The sequence below is a fragment of the Pseudooceanicola profundi genome, from assembly GCF_050897955.1.
Taxonomy (GTDB): domain Bacteria; phylum Pseudomonadota; class Alphaproteobacteria; order Rhodobacterales; family Rhodobacteraceae; genus Pseudooceanicola.
This window is the reverse complement of sequence record NZ_JBPAXZ010000001.1, coordinates 3,339,073-3,357,941: the sequence shown is the minus strand read 5'-3', so window position 1 is coordinate 3,357,941 and position 18,869 is coordinate 3,339,073. Positions and strand designations below refer to the sequence as shown.

19 protein-coding genes are annotated in these 18,869 nt (G+C 63.8%); 11 read left to right on the top strand and 8 right to left on the bottom strand.

Translation table 11 applies throughout. The features are described 5' to 3' along the window. Position 1 precedes the first annotated feature (1 nt). The gene (locus ACRARG_RS16860; RefSeq protein WP_432691267.1) at positions 2 to 874 is read right to left on the bottom strand and encodes a hypothetical protein; all 873 of its coding nucleotides are present in this window, start codon (positions 872 to 874) and stop codon (positions 2 to 4) included. Positions 875 to 1,106: 232 nt separating this feature from the next. On the opposite strand from ACRARG_RS16860, the gene ACRARG_RS16855 reads away from it, so the two are divergent. Continuing rightward, positions 1,107 to 1,697, top strand: a complete 591-nt coding sequence (locus ACRARG_RS16855) for a hypothetical protein (RefSeq protein ID WP_432691265.1) — start codon at positions 1,107 to 1,109, stop codon at positions 1,695 to 1,697. A 70-nt stretch (positions 1,698 to 1,767) separates the two neighbouring features. On the opposite strand, the gene ACRARG_RS16850 is transcribed toward ACRARG_RS16855, so the two are convergent. From ACRARG_RS16850 to ACRARG_RS16840, 3 genes are all read right to left on the bottom strand, one after another. Continuing rightward, complete coding sequence (locus ACRARG_RS16850; RefSeq protein WP_432691263.1) at positions 1,768 to 3,201, bottom strand: NAD(P)(+) transhydrogenase (Re/Si-specific) subunit beta; 1,434 nt, start codon at positions 3,199 to 3,201, stop codon at positions 1,768 to 1,770. 15 nt (positions 3,202 to 3,216) lie between these two features. Continuing rightward, positions 3,217 to 4,791, bottom strand: coding sequence for a Re/Si-specific NAD(P)(+) transhydrogenase subunit alpha (locus tag ACRARG_RS16845; protein WP_432691261.1), 1,575 nt, complete (start codon positions 4,789 to 4,791; stop codon positions 3,217 to 3,219). 124 nt (positions 4,792 to 4,915) lie between these two features. Continuing rightward, complete coding sequence (locus tag ACRARG_RS16840; protein ID WP_432691390.1) at positions 4,916 to 5,365, bottom strand: methyltransferase family protein; 450 nt, start codon at positions 5,363 to 5,365, stop codon at positions 4,916 to 4,918. 176 nt (positions 5,366 to 5,541) lie between these two features. Here ACRARG_RS16840 and ACRARG_RS16835 point away from each other — a divergent pair, with 176 nt between their 5' ends. Then, positions 5,542 to 6,294 (top strand): SDR family NAD(P)-dependent oxidoreductase, encoded by a 753-nt coding sequence (locus ACRARG_RS16835; protein ID WP_432691389.1) that lies wholly within the window; start codon positions 5,542 to 5,544, stop codon positions 6,292 to 6,294. A gap of 97 nt (positions 6,295 to 6,391) precedes the next feature. Here the strand turns inward: ACRARG_RS16835 and ACRARG_RS16830 are convergent, their stop codons facing one another. Beyond that, complete coding sequence (locus ACRARG_RS16830) at positions 6,392 to 7,171, bottom strand: gamma-glutamyl-gamma-aminobutyrate hydrolase family protein (RefSeq protein WP_432691259.1); 780 nt, start codon at positions 7,169 to 7,171, stop codon at positions 6,392 to 6,394. A 124-nt stretch (positions 7,172 to 7,295) separates the two neighbouring features. Then, positions 7,296 to 7,487, bottom strand: a complete 192-nt coding sequence (locus ACRARG_RS16825; protein ID WP_432691257.1) for a hypothetical protein — start codon at positions 7,485 to 7,487, stop codon at positions 7,296 to 7,298. A 278-nt stretch (positions 7,488 to 7,765) separates the two neighbouring features. Between ACRARG_RS16825 and pepN the strand changes: the two genes are divergently transcribed. Both pepN and ACRARG_RS16815 read left to right on the top strand, forming a co-directional pair. Continuing rightward, positions 7,766 to 10,330, top strand: a complete 2,565-nt coding sequence (gene pepN, locus ACRARG_RS16820; RefSeq protein ID WP_432691255.1) for an aminopeptidase N — start codon at positions 7,766 to 7,768, stop codon at positions 10,328 to 10,330. Positions 10,331 to 10,353: 23 nt separating this feature from the next. Beyond that, positions 10,354 to 11,100 (top strand): SDR family oxidoreductase, encoded by a 747-nt coding sequence (locus ACRARG_RS16815; RefSeq protein WP_432691253.1) that lies wholly within the window; start codon positions 10,354 to 10,356, stop codon positions 11,098 to 11,100. Between the two features lie 40 nt (positions 11,101 to 11,140). On the opposite strand, the gene ACRARG_RS16810 is transcribed toward ACRARG_RS16815, so the two are convergent. Next, positions 11,141 to 11,860: a CDP-alcohol phosphatidyltransferase family protein gene (locus ACRARG_RS16810; protein WP_432691251.1), complete on the bottom strand. Its 720-nt coding sequence runs from the start codon at positions 11,858 to 11,860 to the stop codon at positions 11,141 to 11,143. A gap of 230 nt (positions 11,861 to 12,090) precedes the next feature. Here ACRARG_RS16810 and ACRARG_RS16805 point away from each other — a divergent pair, with 230 nt between their 5' ends. The 6 genes from ACRARG_RS16805 to ACRARG_RS16780 all read left to right on the top strand — a co-directional run bounded on the left by ACRARG_RS16805 (position 12,091) and on the right by ACRARG_RS16780 (position 17,522). Continuing rightward, positions 12,091 to 13,308: a hypothetical protein gene (locus ACRARG_RS16805; protein ID WP_432691249.1), complete on the top strand. Its 1,218-nt coding sequence runs from the start codon at positions 12,091 to 12,093 to the stop codon at positions 13,306 to 13,308. A gap of 228 nt (positions 13,309 to 13,536) precedes the next feature. Beyond that, positions 13,537 to 15,051, top strand: a complete 1,515-nt coding sequence (gatB, locus tag ACRARG_RS16800; protein WP_432691388.1) for an Asp-tRNA(Asn)/Glu-tRNA(Gln) amidotransferase subunit GatB — start codon at positions 13,537 to 13,539, stop codon at positions 15,049 to 15,051. A 7-nt stretch (positions 15,052 to 15,058) separates the two neighbouring features. After that, on the top strand, positions 15,059 to 15,277 hold the full coding sequence (locus ACRARG_RS16795) for a hypothetical protein (protein ID WP_432691247.1): 219 nt from the start codon (positions 15,059 to 15,061) through the stop codon (positions 15,275 to 15,277). 321 nt (positions 15,278 to 15,598) lie between these two features. Beyond that, positions 15,599 to 16,120, top strand: a complete 522-nt coding sequence (locus tag ACRARG_RS16790) for a thioesterase family protein (RefSeq protein ID WP_432691245.1) — start codon at positions 15,599 to 15,601, stop codon at positions 16,118 to 16,120. Next, positions 16,117 to 16,587, top strand: a complete 471-nt coding sequence (locus ACRARG_RS16785) for a thioesterase family protein (protein ID WP_432691243.1) — start codon at positions 16,117 to 16,119, stop codon at positions 16,585 to 16,587. Before ACRARG_RS16790 ends, ACRARG_RS16785 begins: the two co-directional genes overlap by 4 nt. A 161-nt stretch (positions 16,588 to 16,748) precedes the next feature. Beyond that, entirely contained in the window at positions 16,749 to 17,522 is a 774-nt protein-coding gene (locus tag ACRARG_RS16780; RefSeq protein WP_432691241.1) for a DUF4177 domain-containing protein, read from the top strand. 15 nt (positions 17,523 to 17,537) lie between these two features. Here ACRARG_RS16780 and ACRARG_RS16775 read toward each other — a convergent pair whose 3' ends face one another. Next, positions 17,538 to 17,795: a BolA family protein gene (locus ACRARG_RS16775; RefSeq protein WP_432691239.1), complete on the bottom strand. Its 258-nt coding sequence runs from the start codon at positions 17,793 to 17,795 to the stop codon at positions 17,538 to 17,540. A 74-nt stretch (positions 17,796 to 17,869) separates the two neighbouring features. Here ACRARG_RS16775 and ACRARG_RS16770 point away from each other — a divergent pair, with 74 nt between their 5' ends. After that, positions 17,870 to 18,499 (top strand): J domain-containing protein, encoded by a 630-nt coding sequence (locus tag ACRARG_RS16770; RefSeq protein WP_432691237.1) that lies wholly within the window; start codon positions 17,870 to 17,872, stop codon positions 18,497 to 18,499. Positions 18,500 to 18,869: the final 370 nt, after the last annotated feature.

The window sequence follows — 18,869 nt, the reverse complement described above, 5'->3', positions numbered from 1 at the left end:
ATCAGTCCTCCTCATCGCGGAAATAGGCCATGGACCGCCCGGTGCGGGCTTCGGCCCGGGCCAGAGCGCGGGCAACCAGATCGTCATGTCCGCGTTCAAGCGCCTCGTTCAGCAGGCGTTTGACGAAGTAATACTTTTCCTTCCGACCCCGCAATTCTGCCCGGAAATCCGCTTCGGTCAGCTGATTTTCAAGCGCTGCGGAACTGATATTCCGCAGGTTGCCCATCAGTCGCAGCACGCGGGGCACCTTGTGCCCCATGAAGGGCGCGCGGAAGAGGGTCAGGTTCGCCGGCGCCAGCCGTTCCACATGCTTTTGGTCGGGCGCATGATAGGGGTCGTAAAAGATCGACACATGTGATGCCGCAAGGGCGCCGTCCCGGCCATCGACATAGCGCCTGTCCTCGTAATCGCCGCGCTTACGGCCATTGGCAAAGCGGGTTTCGAAAGGCACGAGGGTCGGGCAGAGCGTTGTCTGCGGCACAAAGGCCACGACACGCGATCCAGGCGCGGCCGCAGCAAAGGCCAGGGCGCCGTACCCGCCCATGGAGGAGCCATAAAAGACCACATCGTCGAAATCCCTGAAGAAATCCTGCTGCTGCAATTCATCGAACAGGTCGAACAGGCTGGGATGGCGGAACCAGTCATTGCGGCGGGACATGCAGATGCCCAGATGCGACGCCCCCTTCGCTTCGACAAAGCTCCACCCCCAGGGATAGCGGGGGCCGGGCATGTCGCGGCTTTTCATATTGTCGAACGTCACGACCAGACGCGGCCCACGCTGACGGAAGGCGACAAAATGACGGTCCAGCTGCCGGTACCAGCCGTTCCGCTCTACTTCGAGGGCACATTTTCGAAATTTTGGTCGAAATTTCATGAATGGGCCTGCTGCAATCGGAGAGCCCCCCTGTTACCGCGATATCAGCGGGTGCGAAAGGCAACCGCAGGTAATCGCCGCTTTTCATAATTCGCCCGTCGCTGCAGGCTGAACAGGCCGGCACGGCGCCGCCCGAAAAACCTCCGCCGCGAATTCCATTAGACAGATGCGCCTTTTTCTTACAGGCTTGTCCGTATTCATACATCTATTCCGACAAAATGCAGGATTCGCCATGACGTTAAAATCGGCTATTAATCCGGGCTATTTCCTTGCAATCAAGACCAGCGGTCGCGCCGGCGGCGGGGCATCTATCACCTATATTACCGGGTCCGAGCTCAGCGGTCGGCGCGGGCTGGAGCCTCGCGGGTCGCGGGGCGGCCACGCGCCGCTTGAGATCTGGCGGCCCGATCAGGCCGCGTCGATTCTCAGCGCTGATGCGGGTGATCCGCCCGCGCCCAGTGCCTATTCCGCCTTTTCGACCCAATTCGACTCGCGCGGGATCGCTGTCATCCCGTTTCTCTACGATTACTCCGTTATCCCGCAGACCGTCGCCGGTAAGCATGGGCTGCATGCGACACCGTTTACCTATGCAATCACGGGCGTGACCGGCGCCTCAGGCCAGTTCAACGGACATCTTTTGCATTTTTCGAATATTTTTGACTCCGGTCGGACGTTTCAGAACGTCGTTCTGCCCAGTTTCCCGATACCCGGCCGGCTGCAAAGCGCCCTGTCGGCCGCAACCTCGGCAGCGCAGCGGATTGCCGCGGCAACAAATTCCCTCAGCCGCCACGTCATGGCCGGCGTCACATTTGTCGAAGGCTGACCCGACACAATGCCCGCGCATGACAAAGGGCGGCCCGTGCAGGCCGCCCTTTGCTTTACGTCCCAATGGATCAGCCCAGCTTGGACAGCAGCGCCCCGATGGAGTCCTTGGCATCGCCGTAATACATCCGCGTGTTCTCCTTGTAGAAGAGCGGATTCTCGATGCCGGAATAGCCGGTGCCCTGCCCCCGCTTGGAGACGAAGACGTTTTTGGCTTTCCAGACCTCCAGCACGGGCATGCCCGCGATGGGAGAGTTCGGGTCGTCCTGCGCCGCCGGGTTCACGATGTCGTTGGAGCCGATCACGATGACCACATCCGTCTCCGGGAAGTCCTCGTTGATCTCGTCCATCTCCAGCACGATGTCATAGGGCACCTTGGCCTCGGCCAGCAGCACGTTCATATGGCCCGGCAGACGGCCCGCGACCGGATGGATCGCGAAGCGGACTTCCTTGCCCTGACCGCGCAGTTTGCGGGTCAGCTCGGCCACGTTCTGCTGCGCCTGGGCCACCGCCATGCCGTAGCCCGGCACGATGATGACACTATCGGCTTCGTCCAGCGCATTGGCGACGCCGTCGACGTCGATTGCCACCTGTTCGCCCTCGACCTCCATCGCCGGGCCAGCCGTGCCGCCGAAGCCGCCGAGGATCACCGACACGAAGGACCGGTTCATGGCCTTGCACATGATGTAGGACAGGATCGCACCGGAGGAGCCGACCAGCGCGCCGACCACGATCAGCAGGTCGTTGCCGAGGGAGAAGCCGATGGCCGCGGCCGCCCAGCCGGAGTAGCTGTTCAGCATCGACACCACCACGGGCATATCGGCGCCGCCGATGCCCATGATCAGGTGATAGCCGATGAAGAGCGCGGCCAGCGTCATCAGGATCAGCGGGAAGAAGCCGCCCGTCGACACGTACCAGATCAGGCAGATGACCGACAGGCCGGCGGCTGCCGCGTTCAGCATATGCCCGCCCGGCAGTTTCTTGGCCGCAGAGGTCACCTTGCCCGCCAGTTTTCCATAGGCGATGACGGAGCCGGTGAAGGTCACCGCACCGATGAAGATGCCAAGGAAAAGCTCGACCGACAGGATGTTGAGCTCGACCGGGGTCTTATGCGCCACGAGCTCCGCAAAGGTGCCGTGGATTTCCGTGCCGGCCGCCTGCGCCTTGGCCACCGCTTTCATGGTGAAATGCGCATTGAAGCCGACGAAGACCGCCGCGAGGCCGACAAGCGAGTGCATGGCCGCGACAAGCTGCGGCATCTCGGTCATCTCGACCTTCTTGGCGACGTACCAGCCGATGGCCCCGCCCGCGACGATCAGGATGATCGACAGCAGCCAGAGACCCGCGCCGGGGCCGATGAGCGTGGCGAAGACCGCCAGCGCCATACCGGCGATCCCGTACCAGACGGCCCGTTTCGCGCTTTCCTGGCCGGAGAGCCCGCCCAGGGAAAGGATGAAGAGAACAGCCGCGACCACATAGGCCGCCGTGGTGAATCCGAAGTCCATTGTCCCCGCCTCCCCTTAAGATTTCTGGAACATGGCGAGCATGCGCCGTGTCACGAGGAAGCCGCCGAAGATGTTGATCCCGGCCATGAAGACCGAAAGCGCGGCAAGCAGGATCACGATGAAGGAGCTCGTACCGATCTGCATCAGCGCCCCCAGGATGATGATCGAGGAGATGGCGTTGGTGACAGCCATCAGCGGCGTGTGCAGAGAATGCGCCACGTTCCAGATCACCTGGAAGCCGATGAAGACTGACAGCACGAACACGATGAAGTGCTGCATGAAGCTGGCCGGCGCGACGAGGCCAATGGCCAGCAGGATCACAGCCCCCACGGCCAGCATCGTGACCTGGGATTTGGTCTGCGCCTTGAAGGCTGCCGTTTCGGCGGCGCGCTTTTCTTCCGCCGTCAGTTCCTTGGCCTTTTCCTTGGGCTTCTGGGCCGCGATGGCGGCAACCTTTGGCGGCGGGGGCGGCCAGGTGATCTCGCCCTTATGGGTGACCGTGGCGCCGCGGATCACGTCGTCTTCCATGTTGTGGTTGACGGCGCCGTCCTTCTCGGGCGTCAGATCCGTCATCATGTGACGGATGTTCGTCGCGTAGAGCGACGAGGACTGCGTGGCCATGCGCGAGGGGAAGTCGGTATAGCCGATGATCGTGACGCCATTGTCGGTCACGACCTTCTCGTCCATCACGGTGCCTTCGACGTTGCCGCCACGTTCGGCGGCGAGGTCGACGATGACCGATCCGGGCTTCATCGCCGCAACCATGTCGGCCAGCCAGAGCTTGGGCGCCTCACGGTTGGGGATCAGCGCGGTGGTGATGACCACGTCGACATCGGGTGCCAGTTCACGGAACTTGGCCAGCTGCGCCTCGCGGAACTCCGGAGAGGAGACAGCCGCATAGCCGCCCGTGGCCGCACCATCCGCCTGTTCTTCCTCGAAATCGAGGTAGACGAATTCCGCGCCCATGGATTCGACCTGCTCTGCCACTTCGGGGCGCACGTCAAAGGCGTAGGTGATCGCGCCCAGCGAGGTCGAGGTGCCGATGGCGGCAAGGCCTGCCACACCGGCGCCGACGACCAGAACCTTGGCCGGGGGCACCTTGCCCGCCGCCGTAATCTGGCCGGTGAAGAAGCGGCCGAAGTTGTTGCCGGCCTCGATCACCGCGCGGTAGCCCGCGATATTGGCCATCGACGACAGCGCGTCCATCTTCTGCGCGCGGGAGATACGCGGGACCATTTCCATCGCGATGACGGTGGCACCCTTGGATTTCGCCAGCTCCATCCCGGTCTCGTTGCCGGCAGGATTGAAGAAGGAGATCAGCGTCTTGGTGTCATCCAGCCGCTTCAGCTCCGTCTCGGTGGGCTGGCGGACCTTGGCGATGATGTCGACCTCTTTCCAGAGCGCGGCGGCGGTTTTCACAACCGTGACGCCTGCGTCCTCATAGAGCTTGTCGGCAAAACCCGCGGCGGCACCTGCCCCGCTTTCGATATAGCAGTCGTGGCCGAGCTTCTGGAGCTGCGCCGCCGAATCCGGCGTCATCGCAACCCTGTTCTCACCCTCGAACACTTCCTTTGGTGTTCCGATTTTCACCGTGTCACTCTCCCTTGCGAGCTTCGTCGTTAAGTGGCGCGGAATAATCCGTCCGTTTCATATAATGGTGCGCAACATTATTGCGCGGCCGTCCCGCATGATTTGCCTGTTCTGCGGCGCAGAGTCAAACCCATCGGCGTGTCTTCTGACAGTATCTTGCGAAATCTGCACGGAATTTCCGGCGCAGCGCATCCTCTTCGGGGATGATGAACCGCTTTTCTATCAGCCATACGAAGATCGGCAGCAAAGGCAGCGAAAGAACCGCATCCCAGTAGAGGATCAGCCCCAGCAGGATCAGCGCATCGCCCAGGTAGATCGGGTTGCGCGAGCGGGAGAAAATCCCGGTAGTGACAAGGCTTGCCGCCTCCATATGCGGGATAACCGTGGTGCGTTTGCGGCGCATTTCGGTGATGGCGAGCGCGAGCAGTATAAACCCCGCGCCCACCAGCAGACCGCCCAGGAAATCCGCCCAGGCACCGCCGAAATGCAGGCCCATGGGCAGGGAATGCGCCTGTGCCCAGGCCAGCAGCACAGCTGCGGCCAGCCAGACAGGCGGCATGTCCAGCCATTTCATCAGGGGCATGTGTACGCTCCGGCATCATCGCGATGACAGTATGTAGCGCGCGGGCTGCACTCAACCCGAAAGCTGAGATCCCGTCGCACACGTATGGAATTCGTCCTGTGCTTGCGCTCCGGCGGGCAGTGGATATGGTTCTGCGGAATGATTTTCCGCAATGAGGGAGGAGCGGCATCATGCTGGATGGAAAACACGCGATCGTCACCGGGGGTGGCACGGGAATCGGGCTGGCCATAGCGCGGGCGCTGGTGGCGCAGGGTGCGCAGGTCACGATCACCGGGCGCCGGATGGAGGTTCTGAAAGAGGTGGCAGAGCCGGGCATGTTCCCCGCCGTCATGGATGTGACCGACGAAAACCAGATCATCGACGTGACGGCCGCCGCCGTGGAGGCGCGCGGGCCCATCCAGATCTGCGTCGCCAATGCCGGGATCGCGGAGGGCAAGAAGCTGCACAAGACCTCCTCCGACTTCTGGCGCAAGATCATGACGACCAATTTGGACGGCTGTTTCTACACGGTCCGCGAAAGCCTGAAGTCGATGATGACCACCGACTGGGGCCGCTGCATCGCCGTGTCGTCGATCGCGGGGCTGCGCGGGTCGGCGGGGGCCGGAGCCTATGCGGCCTCCAAACATGGTGTCATCGGGATGATGCGCAGCTTTGCCGAGGATTTCCTGCAGGAGCCCTATACGTTCAACTCCATCTGCCCGGGCTATGTCGATACGCCCATCGTGACGCGCAACACCGACTCGATCTCCCAGCGGGCGGGCGTGTCGGAGCAGGAGGCGCGCGACATGATGGTCAACCTCAACCGCCACAAGAAGCTGATCCTGCCGGAAGAGGTCGCGGCGGCGGCGGTCTGGCTCTGCAATCCGCTCTGTGAAAGCGTCAACGGGTCCGAGATTGCCATTGGCGGCGGGCAGGTGTGACAGAAGTTGCGCCGGGATGGGTGAGATCACCCATCCTACACCGCGGTCCGTAGGATGGGTGCTATGCACCCATCGCCGCATGAACCGGCCCCGAAGCTCAGGCCGTTTTCGCCAGCGGCATCGGTTCGCGGTGCGCGCGCCAGGCGGCGGCGGCTTCGCCAAAGGCCTCGAACAGCGGGCGGGAGACCGGGTCCATCCCGGCGTGATATTCTGGATGCCACTGCACCGACATGGTGAAACCCGGCGCGTCCTTCACATAGGCGGCCTCTGCCGTGCCGTCCGGGGCCAGGCCGTCGATGATGAACCGCTCCCCGGCGCGGATCACACCCTGGCCGTGCAGCGTATTGGTCATGACCTCCTGCGCGCCCATCAGCCGGTGAAAGGGGCCGTTTTCGGTAAAGGTCACCTTGTGGCGCAGGGCGAATTTCTCTTCGATCGTGCCTTCGGGCGGCATGCGGTGGTTCATCCGGCCCGGCAGGTCGCGAATTTCCGGATGCAGGCAGGAGCCCATGGCAACCGCCACCTCCTGAAATCCCCGGCAGATGCCAAAGACCGGCTGGCCGCGTTCGACGCAGGCCCGGACCAGCGGCAGGGTAATGGCGTCGCGGGCACGATCGAACGTGCCATGCGCCTCCGTCTCGTCCTCGCCATATTCCTCGGGGTGGACGTTCGGACGGCCGCCGGTCAGCACGAAGCCGTCGCAGGTGTCCAGCAGGTCATCGACGGAGATCATGCGCGGGTCCGCCGGGATCAGCAGGGGCATGCCGCCGGAGACCTCGGCCACCGCTTCGGAGTTCATCACGCCGCCCGCATGGGTGCGGTAGCTGTCATTGACGATGTGAAGGTTGGTGATGATGCCGATACGCGGGCGGGACATGTGTCGCCTCTCTGGGTTGCTCCTGTCACAAAATATACACCAATCGGACAGCTTGAAACCTAGAGAAGGTGTGCGCAGGCGCAGAGTCGGACCCTCTCGCCTGCAAAACGGGCAAGGGCGGGGCTCAGTTCGCCTCCACCTCTCCTGTGCGCCCGTCGATCTGCATGTCGGCGCCGGACGGGCCGGAGGCATCGGTTGCGGTAAAGGTGATGGCCGCGCCCATTGCGGCGCCGAAAACGAGCGCTGCGATAATGCCCCAGAGCGGGAAGCGGTGCTGGCGGGCCTGTCGGTCGAGGTTGGTGTCGGGGGCTGACATGGTCGGTCTCCTTTGATGTGCGTTGCAGGGCTAACGCGGCAAAGGGGCTGCGGGTTCAATCAACAACCATGACCGGCGCTGCGCGCGTGATGCGTCGCGGGATTTCCTGCATCTAATTAGACCGCCCGCTGAGACCTCCCGCGGCGGCCACCTGCCCTGCCCGGTGATCACCCATTTGAACCTGACGCGCCTTCCCCTGCCTGCATCCGTCGCCGCCCCTTGCATCCCCCCCGCCCGGCTGGAACAACTGGATCCAACAGATATCAGGAGGCACCACCATGACGGATGCAGCACAGGCGACGGGCGATCAGACGATCTACCTCAAGGACTACACCCCGCCCGCCTGGCTGGTGGAGGAGGTCCGGCTGACCTTCCGCCTCTCGCCCCGGGCGACGCGCGTGCTGTCGACGATCCGGTTTGCCCCGAACCCCGCGACCGAAGACCGGACATTTTTCCTGCATGGCGAGGAGATCACGCTGATCGAGGCGCGGATCGACGGCACCCCCGTCACGCCGGAGATCACCGCAGAAGGCCTGACCTGTGATGTGCCAGATCAGGCCTTCACCTGGGAGGCGGAGGTGGAAATCAGCCCGGAGACGAATACCGCGCTCGAGGGGCTCTACATGTCCAATGGCATGTATTCCACGCAATGCGAGGCGCAGGGCTTCCGCAAGATCACCTATTACCCCGACCGGCCCGATGTGATGTCGACCTTCACCGTGCGGATCGAAAGCGACCTGCCGGTGCTGCTGTCCAATGGCAACAAGGTGAAATCCGGGCCGGGCTTTGCCGAATGGCACGACCCCTGGCCCAAGCCTGCCTATCTCTTTGCGCTGGTCGCGGGGGAGCTGTTGAACCTGCCCGGCCAGTTCACCACCCGGTCGGGCCGGGAGGTGGAGCTGAACGTCTGGGTCCGCAAGGGCGACGAGGACAAATGCGACTTCGCCATGGAGGCGCTGAAGAAGTCCATGAAATGGGACGAGGAGGTCTATGGCCGCGAATACGACCTCGACATCTTCAACATCGTCGCCGTGGACGATTTCAACATGGGCGCGATGGAGAACAAGGGGCTGAACATCTTCAACTCCTCCGCCGTGCTGGCCAGCCCCGAAACCGCGACCGACAGCAATTTCGAGCGGATCGAAGCGATCATCGCGCATGAGTATTTCCACAACTGGACCGGCAACCGGATCACCTGCCGCGACTGGTTCCAGCTCTGCCTGAAGGAAGGGCTGACCGTCTATCGCGACAGCCAGTTCACCGCCGATATGCGGTCCGAACCGGTCAAGCGCATCTCTGACGTGCTGGACCTGCGGGGCCGCCAGTTCCGGGAGGATGGCGGCCCGCTGGCGCATCCCGTCCGCCCCGAGAGCTTCAAGGAGATCAACAACTTCTACACCGCCACCGTCTATGAAAAGGGGGCGGAGGTGATCGGCATGCTCAAGCGCCTCGTCGGCGATGAGGCCTATTACAAGGCGCTCGATCTCTATTTCACCCGCCATGACGGGCAGGCCTGCACGATTGAGGACTGGCTGAAGGTGTTCGAGGATACCACCGGCCGCGACCTGACGCAGTTCAAGCTGTGGTATTCCCAGGCCGGCACGCCCCGCGTGTCGATGACCGAGGACTGGGATGGGGAGACCTTCTCCGTCACCCTGCGTCAGAGCCTGCCCGACACGCCCGGCCAGACGAAGAAAAAGCCGCAGGTGATCCCCTTTGCGCTCGGCCTTTTGGATCAGGAGGGCAAGGAGATCCTGCCGACCACGCTGCTGGAGTTGACCGAAAGCGCACAGGTCTTCCGCTTCCCGCGCATGAAGGCGCGGCCCGTCGCCTCCCCCCTGCGGGGCTTCTCCGCCCCTATCGTGCTGGAGCGGGAGACGACGAACGAGGAGCGCGCCTTCCTGCTGGCCCATGACACCGACCCCTATGCCCGCTGGGAAGCGGGGCGGATGCTGGCAAAGTCCGTTGTCATGGCGCTGGTGCAGGGGGCGCAATCGCCCGATCAGGGGTATCTCGACGCGCTGCGCGCCGTGGTGACGGATCGGGATCTGGACCCGGCCTTTCGGGCGCTGTCGCTGGCGCTGCCGTCGGAGGATGACCTCGCCCAGACCATCGCGGATGAGGGCCAGACCCCCGATCCGCAGGCCATCTGGGAGGCGCGGGAGGCGATGCGCATGGCTATTGCAGAGGCGCTGTCGCCGGACCTCGCGCCGCTCTATGCCGATATGACGGTGCTGGCGCCCTATGTGCCGGATGCCGAACAGTCGGGCAAGCGGGCGCTTGGCAATTCGGTCCTGTCGCTGCTGACCCGGCTGGACGGGGGCGAGGCCGCGAAGGCGCAATATGCGGCGGCCACCAATATGACCCAGCAGCTGGGCGCGCTCGGGGCGCTGCTGGCCAGCGATCTGGGGTCGCTGGAGCTGGCGCAGTTTGCCGATCAATGGGCCGATGAGCGCCTTGTCATGGACAAGTGGTTCGCCATTCAGGTCGGCGCGGCCCGGCCGGAGGCGGCGGCCGATGTGGCGCAGGCGCTGACCGAACGGCCCGATTTCACCATGACCAACCCCAACCGCTTCCGCGCGGTGATGGGCGCGCTGGCGATGAACCAGGCCGGGTTCCACCATGCCTCCGGCAAGGGATATCAGGTGCTGGCGGACTGGCTGATCAGGCTTGACCCAAAGAACCCGCAGACCACCGCCCGGATGTGTTCTGCCTTCCAGACCTGGCGGCGCTATGATGCGGACCGGCAGGGCATGATGAAGGAACAGCTGGAGCGGATCGCCGCCCTGCCCGGCCTTTCCCGCGATACCGGGGAGATGGTGGGGCGTATTCTGGACGCCTGAACCGTAAAGACATGGAGGGGATGATGAAACGCACACTCTTTATCACCGGGGCCAGCTCCGGCATCGGGGCGGCCTGCGCCCGGCTGGGCGCCAGCCCGGAGACGCATCTGCTGCTGCATTACGGACGGAACGAGGCCGGGGTGCAGGAAGTGGCGGATGTGGCCCGGACGCGCGGGGCGGAGGTCACGCTGCTGCAGGCCGACGTCGGTGATCCGGCGGCGATCCGTCAGATGGGGCTCGACGCGTCAGAAGCGGCGGATCCGAAACTGCCGCTGCATCTGGTGAATAACGCCGGCATCGTCGATCAGAAGGCGAGCCTTGCCGATCTGACGCCGGAGCGGTTGCAGCGGATGTTCGCGGTCAATGTGATCGGCGCCATTCTGGTGGCCCAGCAGGCGGTGGCGCTGATGCGGCGGCAGAACCGGGGCGGGGCCATCGTCAATGTGTCCTCCGCTGCGGCCCGGCTGGGCTCGGCCAACCAGTTCATGGATTACGCGGCCTCCAAGGGGGCGATCGACACATTTACGCTGGGGCTGGCGGATGAGCTGGCGCCGGAGGGCATCCGCGTGAACGCCGTCCGTCCCGGCCTGATCGGGACGGAGATCCACGCCAAGGGTGGCGATCCCGACCGCGCGGACCGGCTGGCCTCTGGCGTGCCCCTGGGCCGGGTCGGCACGGCAGAGGAGGTGGCGGAGACGATCCTCTGGCTGCTGTCGGACAAGGCGGGCTATGTGACGCGGACGCTGGTCGACGTGGCAGGCGGGCGCTGAGGCTCCCCCTTTCTCCGCCTCCCACAAGACGCGTGGCGGCTCACCGCAGCGGCGTGTCTTCCGTCAGCTGCTGCGCAATGCCCGCGCCCAGCAGGTAGAGGCTGGTCACCACCAGACCGATCTGCGCCGCTGCAACCGGCTGGAAATGCGTGATCGCCGCATAGGCCGCCAGCACCGTCCAGACCAGCGCCACCGCCAGCGACACCGGCCGCCAGCGCTTTGTCCGCGTGGGGTGGATGAATTTCAAAGGCATGAACATGGCCACGGCCAGAACCGCGATCACCGGCACCACCACGCCCGGCGGCGGGGTGGCGGCAAAGATCACCAGGACAAACATGTTCCAGCAGGCCGGGAAGCCCTGAAAGCTATAGTCTGCGGTCTTCATCCAGCTGCCGGAGAAATAGAGACCGCTCGAAAACGTGATCCCGAAAAGCGCGATCCAGGCCCAGATGCCCGGCAGGATATCGGACTGGAAGAGCGCATAGGCCGGGATGAAGACATAGGTCAGATAGTCGATGATGAGGTCCAGAAGCGCCCCGTCGATATGCGGCGCATGGGTGCGGACGTCGTATTTCCGCGCCAGCGGACCGTCGATTCCATCAACCGCAAAGGCCACGACCAGCCACAGGAACATATTGCCCCAGCGTTCATCCACGGCCGCCAGCAGGGCCAGCATGGCAAAAACCGCCCCGGTGGCGGTCAGAAAATGAACTGAGAAGGCCCGGATCACGCTTGCTGTCATGAAACAGTCATAGCGCATCCGGGCTGAATTGGAAGTCTTGGCAAATGCGGCAATCATGGCGAAGCCGGGCCGCTCTCTCGGGTTCTGCCCCGGTTTTGCTGCATTCCCGGCAAAGCACCGCCGATCCGCGGCGCTGACGCGGCAACCGGGGCGCTTGGTCACGCCAATTTCGTGCATTCACCCCGCCCCGGCCCTTTTTCAGCCCGAAAGCGCGCCCAGAAGGGGGCCAGATTTAAGAGGAGCTTTCCATGTCCGCGCGCCCGCCCCATACGATCACCAATGTCGCCATGCATCCGAGCATGTACCGAACCCAGGTGAGTATCGCGACGAAACGGGCGGATAACCTCGACAGCCGGCCAACGCTGAACCTCAAGACGCTGGAGGAAAGCGGGATCGACCGGGTCCGGAACGAGGCCTTCCTGCGCGGGCAGAAACTGGCGCGACAGGAACGCTGGGACCTGCTGGCGGTGGAATTTGCGGATGCGGACAGGACGCGGCGGGTCTCTCCGGCGGGGGTGACGATGACTTCGGTGCTGGGATCGGGCGCCAGGGCGGATGCGACCATGCATGCCCGGGCGGTCATCTCGGAAGGCGAAACCGGCCTCCCCTTCGGTCTCGAGTCGCTCGACGAGGTGCTGGAGGAGTGTTCGGACCACTGGGCCGTGGCGCTGATCGTGGCCCGCGCCCATATGGAGACCGGCTGGGCCTATCAGGGACAGATCGATCCGCTGGGCCGGCCCGCGCAGCCGGGCCGGGCGTTTCTTGAGCGGTTCGAACGTGCGGCAGAGCTTCTGGCGGCTGCCGAAACGGATGCTCCGTCCAGCCCGGAGCTGGCCGGCGCCTTCTGTGATCTTGCCGCAGCAGGCGCCGGGACATCCGTGACGATTGATGATCTGCACATGCGAGCGATTGCGCTCGCGCCCAATAATCCGGGCCGGTTGCGGATCTACGGCGTGCATCTGCTGCCCCGGTGGTACGGAAGTTACGACCGGCTGGAGGCCGCGGCCAACGATATGGCGCAGAGCCACTCTGTGCTGAGTGGCGACGGCGCCTATGCCTGGACCTGGTTCGACGCGCTGCGGCTGGACCCGCAGGCGGCGGAATTCCTGGACTGTGGCCGGTTTATTGCCGGGCTGAACGACATTCTGACGCGCCGCCCCTCGCCGCATCTGGCCAATCTGATCGTCGCCTATGTCGACGGGATGATCCCGGATAATGCCCCGGCAGATCTGCCCGATGCGGCCACGCAGGCGCGGGCCCGTATTCATGCGACCCTCCCGCGGCTGATCGACGATCATCTGACGGAACTGCATCCGCAGGTCTGGGCCCGGGTGGATATCATGCCCGGCGCGGCGCAGCCGGCCCCGCTGCAACGCGGCCGTGTCGCGGCGGCGACGGCACAGGCGCGGCAGACCGTTCTGACGCTGTTTCCGGACGGGCCGGGACAGAATGCCCGCCGGCGCTGAGCCCGAGCCTGTTTCCAGATAGCGATCCTTCGGATCATGCGATGTTTTGCGATCCTGACGGATCGCGAGGGGGGGCGTTGCCCCCCGCTGACCGACGCGATGCGTCCGCCAGCGCCCCCCAGGATATTTCAGGACCAAAGAAGCCGGGGCGCCGCGCCGCGGGCGGGCCTTGCCCCCTGCCCCGGGCTTGTCTAGAAGGCGCAGGTGGACCAGATGCGAGGGAACGGGATGCTCGACCTGACTTATGAGGCGCCGAAGCCCAAGGTAATTGCCGGGGCGAAGCATGACTGGGAACTGGTGATCGGGATGGAGATCCATGCCCAGGTGTCGTCGCAGTCGAAGCTGTTTTCCGGCGCCTCCACCGGGTTCGGGGCGGAGCCCAATTCGCATGTGGCCTTTGTGGATGCCGCCATGCCGGGCATGCTGCCCGTCATCAACGAATTCTGCGTGGCGCAGGCGGTGCGGACGGGTCTGGGGCTGAAGGCGCAGATCAATCTGCTGTCGGCCTTTGACCGCAAGAACTATTTCTATCCCGACCTGCCGCAGGGCTATCAGATCTCCCAGCTCTATCACCCGATCGTCGGTGAGGGCGAGGTGCTGGTGGAGATGGGCGAAGGCGTGGCGCGGCTGGTGCGGATCGAACGGATCCATCTGGAACAGGATGCCGGCAAGTCGATCCATGACATGGATCCGGCGATGTCCTTTGTCGATCTGAACCGGACCGGCGTGGCGCTGATGGAGATCGTGTCGCGCCCCGATATCCGCGGGCCGGAAGAGGCCGCCGCCTATGTGACTAAGCTGCGCCAGATCCTGCGGTATCTGGGCACCTGCGACGGCAATATGCAGAACGGCAACCTGCGCGCGGACGTCAACGTCTCGGTCTGCCGTCAGGGCCAGTATGAGAAATACCAGGAAACGCAGGATTTCTCGCATCTGGGCACGCGCTGCGAGATCAAGAACATGAACTCCATGCGCTTTATCCAGGCTGCCATCGACTATGAGGCGCGCCGCCAGATCGCGATTGTCGAGGCGGGCGGCGAGGTCGTGCAGGAGACGCGGCTTTACGATGCGGAGAAGAACGAGACGCGGTCGATGCGGTCGAAGGAAGAGGCGCATGATTACCGCTACTTCCCCGATCCCGACCTGCTGCCGCTGGAAATCGAACAGGGCTGGGTGGATGATATCGCCGCCTCCCTGCCCGAGCTGCCGGATGCCAAGAAGGCGCGGTTCATCACCGGGCTGGGCCTGTCGGACTACGATGCCTCCGTGCTGACGGCGGAGACGGAGAATGCGGATTTCTTTGAAGCCGTTGTCGCCGCCTGCGACGACGGCAAGGGCGCGGCCAACTGGGTCATCAACGAGCTTTTCGGGCGTCTGAAGAAGGACGACAAAGAGATCGGCGAGAGCCCGATCAGCCCGGCACGGCTGGGCCAGATCGTGGCGCTGATCAAGAAGGGCGATATCTCCGGCAAGATCGCCAAGGATGTCTTTGAGATCGCCTATACCTCCGACCGTGATCCGGCGGAGATTGTCGAGACAGAAGGCATGAAGCAGGTCACCGATACCGGCGCCATCGAGGCCGCCGTTGACGAGGTGATCGCCGCCAACCCGGCGCAGGTCGAAAAGGCCAAGCAGAACCCCAAGCTCGCGGGCTGGTTCGTCGGTCAGGTCATGAAGGCCACCGGCGGCAAGGCCAATCCGGCGGCCGTGAACCAGATGGTGACGGAGAAGCTGGGGCTCTGACCGGCGTATGGCGAAGGACCGGCTGACGATCTGGAACGAGAGGGTGAAGCTCTTTGCGGGCTTCCTCAACACGATCGGGATCGGGATGATCGGGTTTTCCGTGTTGCGCCCGGTTATCGAGGAGAAGGCCATTCCTGAGAGCCTGGGCTGGGTCTGGGCGGCGGCGGGCATTGTAATGCATCTGTGCGCGCACTATGTTATGGGCAGGATGAGGAAGGTACCCTGATGACCTATGTCGACCTGTTTCCACTTGCCGCTCTGGCTGTCGCGCTCTGCGGGGCGCTCTATTTCCGGATTGCCGGGCGGCGTCTGGATGCGGAGCTTGCCCGCCATCCGGCGGAGTGACCGGCTGACATGACCGTTTCCGTTCTTCTGCTGTCCCTGATGACGCTGGCCATCGCCGGCATCTCCGCACGGCAGGTAGCCGAGGCCCGTGCCGAGCTGCGCAACCGCAAGGGCTGAGATCGGGCGCCCCGCCCTTTACCCCGCCCTTTACCCCAGGACGAAAGAAAATTACCAAAGGGACCGGAACCACCCGGAGCCCTGAATGTCCGATCCGTCAACCATGCAGAAGCGCCTCCGGCTTAAGGGGGAAATGGTGGATGGGCGGCTCATGTCGGAACCGATGGAGCTTCGGCCCGACTGGATCGATTTCAACGGCCATCTGAACATGGCCTTTTACGGCGTGCTCTTCGATTTCGGCTGCAGCTTTGCCTTCGATGCCCTGGGCCTCGGCGACAGATACCGGGCGGAGACGCCCTATACCTCGATGACCGCCGATTTTCGGATCCGCTACCTGCGGGAGATCATGCTGGGCGACCGGGTGCGCGCCAGTTTCCAGATCGTGAAGGTGGGGCCCAAGAGCTTCCATTTCCTGCAGGAGCTGATCCATACCGACGGATGGGTCTCTGCCACATCCGAGACGCTGAACCTGAACGTGGATGCCACCGCCCGCCGTGTGGCCCCCTACCCGCCCGAACAGATGGCCGCCCTGCGCGCCATGGAGGCGGAGCATAGAAACCTGCCGCTGCCCGACTGGGTCGGCGCGCCCCTGGGAGTAAGAGCTTGACCGATATTTTCCTGTCCCCGCCGATGCAGATCAATCCCGACTGGATCGACCAGAACGGGCATCTGAACATGGCCTATTACGGCGTGCTTTTTGATACCGGCGTGGATGAGGCCTGCAAGGAATTTGGCCTGGGGTGGGACTATACCTCTCAGGGCACTCATACGACCTATTCGGCCGAATTCCGTATCCGCTACCTGCAGGAGCTGCATCTGGGATCGACGGTACGGGCCAGTTTCCGGCTGCTCGACGTGGGGCCAAAGGCCTATCACTTCTGTCAGGAGCTGATCCATGAAGATGGCTGGATCAGTGCGACCGGTGAAGGGATCTCGCTGCATATCGACCAGAGCGGGCCGCGTGTCGCACCCTATCCCGAGGCGATCAAGGCAAAACTCGACGCGACGCTGGCGGCGCATTCCAAGCTGCCGGTGCCGGATTGGGTCGGCCTGCCGATGAAGCTGCGGAAATGATCCGTCGGGTCCGGGCCGGGCGCATTCTCAGGAAATGGTGAACAGTGCCCCCGGGGGCCCTGTTATTGTTCGATTTTTGGCCGTGAAATGTGGTTTTTCTGGGACGGGTCGGAAATTTTGGTCATAACGGTCCCAGATGACGCTGATCCATTGGGTGTGGAATGAACTGGTACGAATACAAGGTGGTACCGGCGCCGACCAAGGGGACCCGGGCCAGGGCCGCACGCACTGCAGACAGCAGGTTCGCGCTGACCCTTGAAACCGTGATGAACAGTATGGCCGCGGACGGCTGGGAATTCCTGCGCGCGGAAACGCTGCCCTCGGAGGAACGGAGCGGGCTGACGCAGTCGCAGACCGTCTATCGCAGCATGCTGATTTTCCGGCGGCAGAAGCCGGGCGGGCTGTCGGATTTTGCGCCCCGCGTTTTGGGAGAGACCGACCAGACCGCCCTGTTGCCCGCCCCCGAGGAGACGACGGCGGGAGAGGCACAGACGCCCGAGGATGCGGCATCCCCCGCCAACGCGATCCGCCCCGCCTCTCACAGCCTGACCGATCTGTTGCGACGCAGGGCGAACCGGCTCTTCTCTGCCGGAGAGGCGCAGAACGGGGTGGCGTCGCCCGGCCAGGACGACACCGCACCGGACGGTCCCGACCCGGCCATGCCGGACATCCCTCCGGACGCGGCCGAGGCCGGAGCCCCGCTGCAGACCGACACGACAGAGGATGAGGCACAGCCCGGCGCTACGGCCTTCAACCCGCTCCGCGATGGCGCCGGGCCGGCCGACTGGAACGACACGATCTATGCCGAAGACGATCCGGAGGATTATACGGAAGACGACCCGCAGGGTGCCGATATGACCGAGATCGCCCGAGACTTCCTGCCCAACGGCAGTGCCGGCAGCCGGCGGAACGGATCCTCTCCTGCCGCCGACTGAGGCGCGGCCTTCGGATCAGTCCGACAGCTCCAGCGCCAGCGCATGGATGCGCCCGATCAGCTCCGGACCAATCGCGCTGTGAACCGCCCGGTGACGGGCGATGCGGGACATGTCGCCCAGGGTGGCCGCCTTCATGCGGACGATAAAATGGCTTTCGCCGCCGTCCTGATACCCCGCATGGCCGCGATGCGACTCGCTATCGTCGATCACCTCCAGAAAACTGGGATCGAACCGGGCTTCCAACCGGGTACGGATCTCTGCCGACACAGACATTTTTTACCACCTCGCCTCTTCAATATCGCGAAAGTCAGTCTAAACTGCACCGCCTGACTCGGAAAGGAGAACCCATGCCCAAATCAGACCCCTTCGGATTCGACATGTCGGTTTCCTCCGCCAAGAAGAAGACCAACCGGGGCCGCCGCGGCATGTCGGGTGCCTCGGATACCTCCCAGAAGGTCTGCGAACACCCCGGCTGCGAAGAGGCGGGCAAGTACCGCGCGCCCAAGGCGCCGGATGTGCTGGACGACTATTACTGGTTCTGCCAGCAGCATGTGCGCGAATATAACCTCAAGTGGAATTTCTTCGACGGCACGACCGAGGCGGAGATGACCGCCCAGCAGTCCAAGGACAAGGTCTGGGAACGGGAAACCAAGCCGATGGGCGACCCGGAGGCGCGCGCCTGGGCCCGTCTGGGCATCGACGACCCGCATCAGGTGCTGGGCGCCAATGCGACCCGCAATCCGGGCAAAAGCACCAATGGCGCCTCTACCCGCCGCCTGCCCTCCACGGAGCGGCGCGCGATCGAGATACTTGAGGCCAAGGACCACTGGACCAAGGCCGAGGTCCGCAAGGCCTACAAGGCGCTGATCAAGGTGCTGCACCCGGATATGAATGGCGGCGACCGCAGCCAGGAAGAACAGCTGCAGCTGGTGGTCTGGGCCTGGGACCAGATAAAGGACAGCCGCAACTTCAAGTGAGCTAAGCCCGCGACGTCCCGCGCATCGTGGCGCGGGACGTCGCGGGCAAAGGGCCTGCCCTGTCCGTATGCCAGGACCAGCCAGGCACAGAAAATCTGTGCCCTGTCGTTCAGATGTTCTTTGGGGGGGGTGACGGCCAGCGATTGATGGCCGATCAGGGCCAGGGAACCAGCGGGTCAAAGGCGGTTCAACGTGGCGGAACCGTTCGGAAATTCAGGCTTATTTAACCGCGGTCGCCAGAATAACTTCCAGCCCCTCATCGCTGCGATCCGTGTTCAGATCTGCCATGGCATGCGCTGCAAATGAGAATGTCCCGGTGACCAAAAGAATAAGCATTACGCTTGTCCGGCGGGTAAATCGGGGAAAGGTC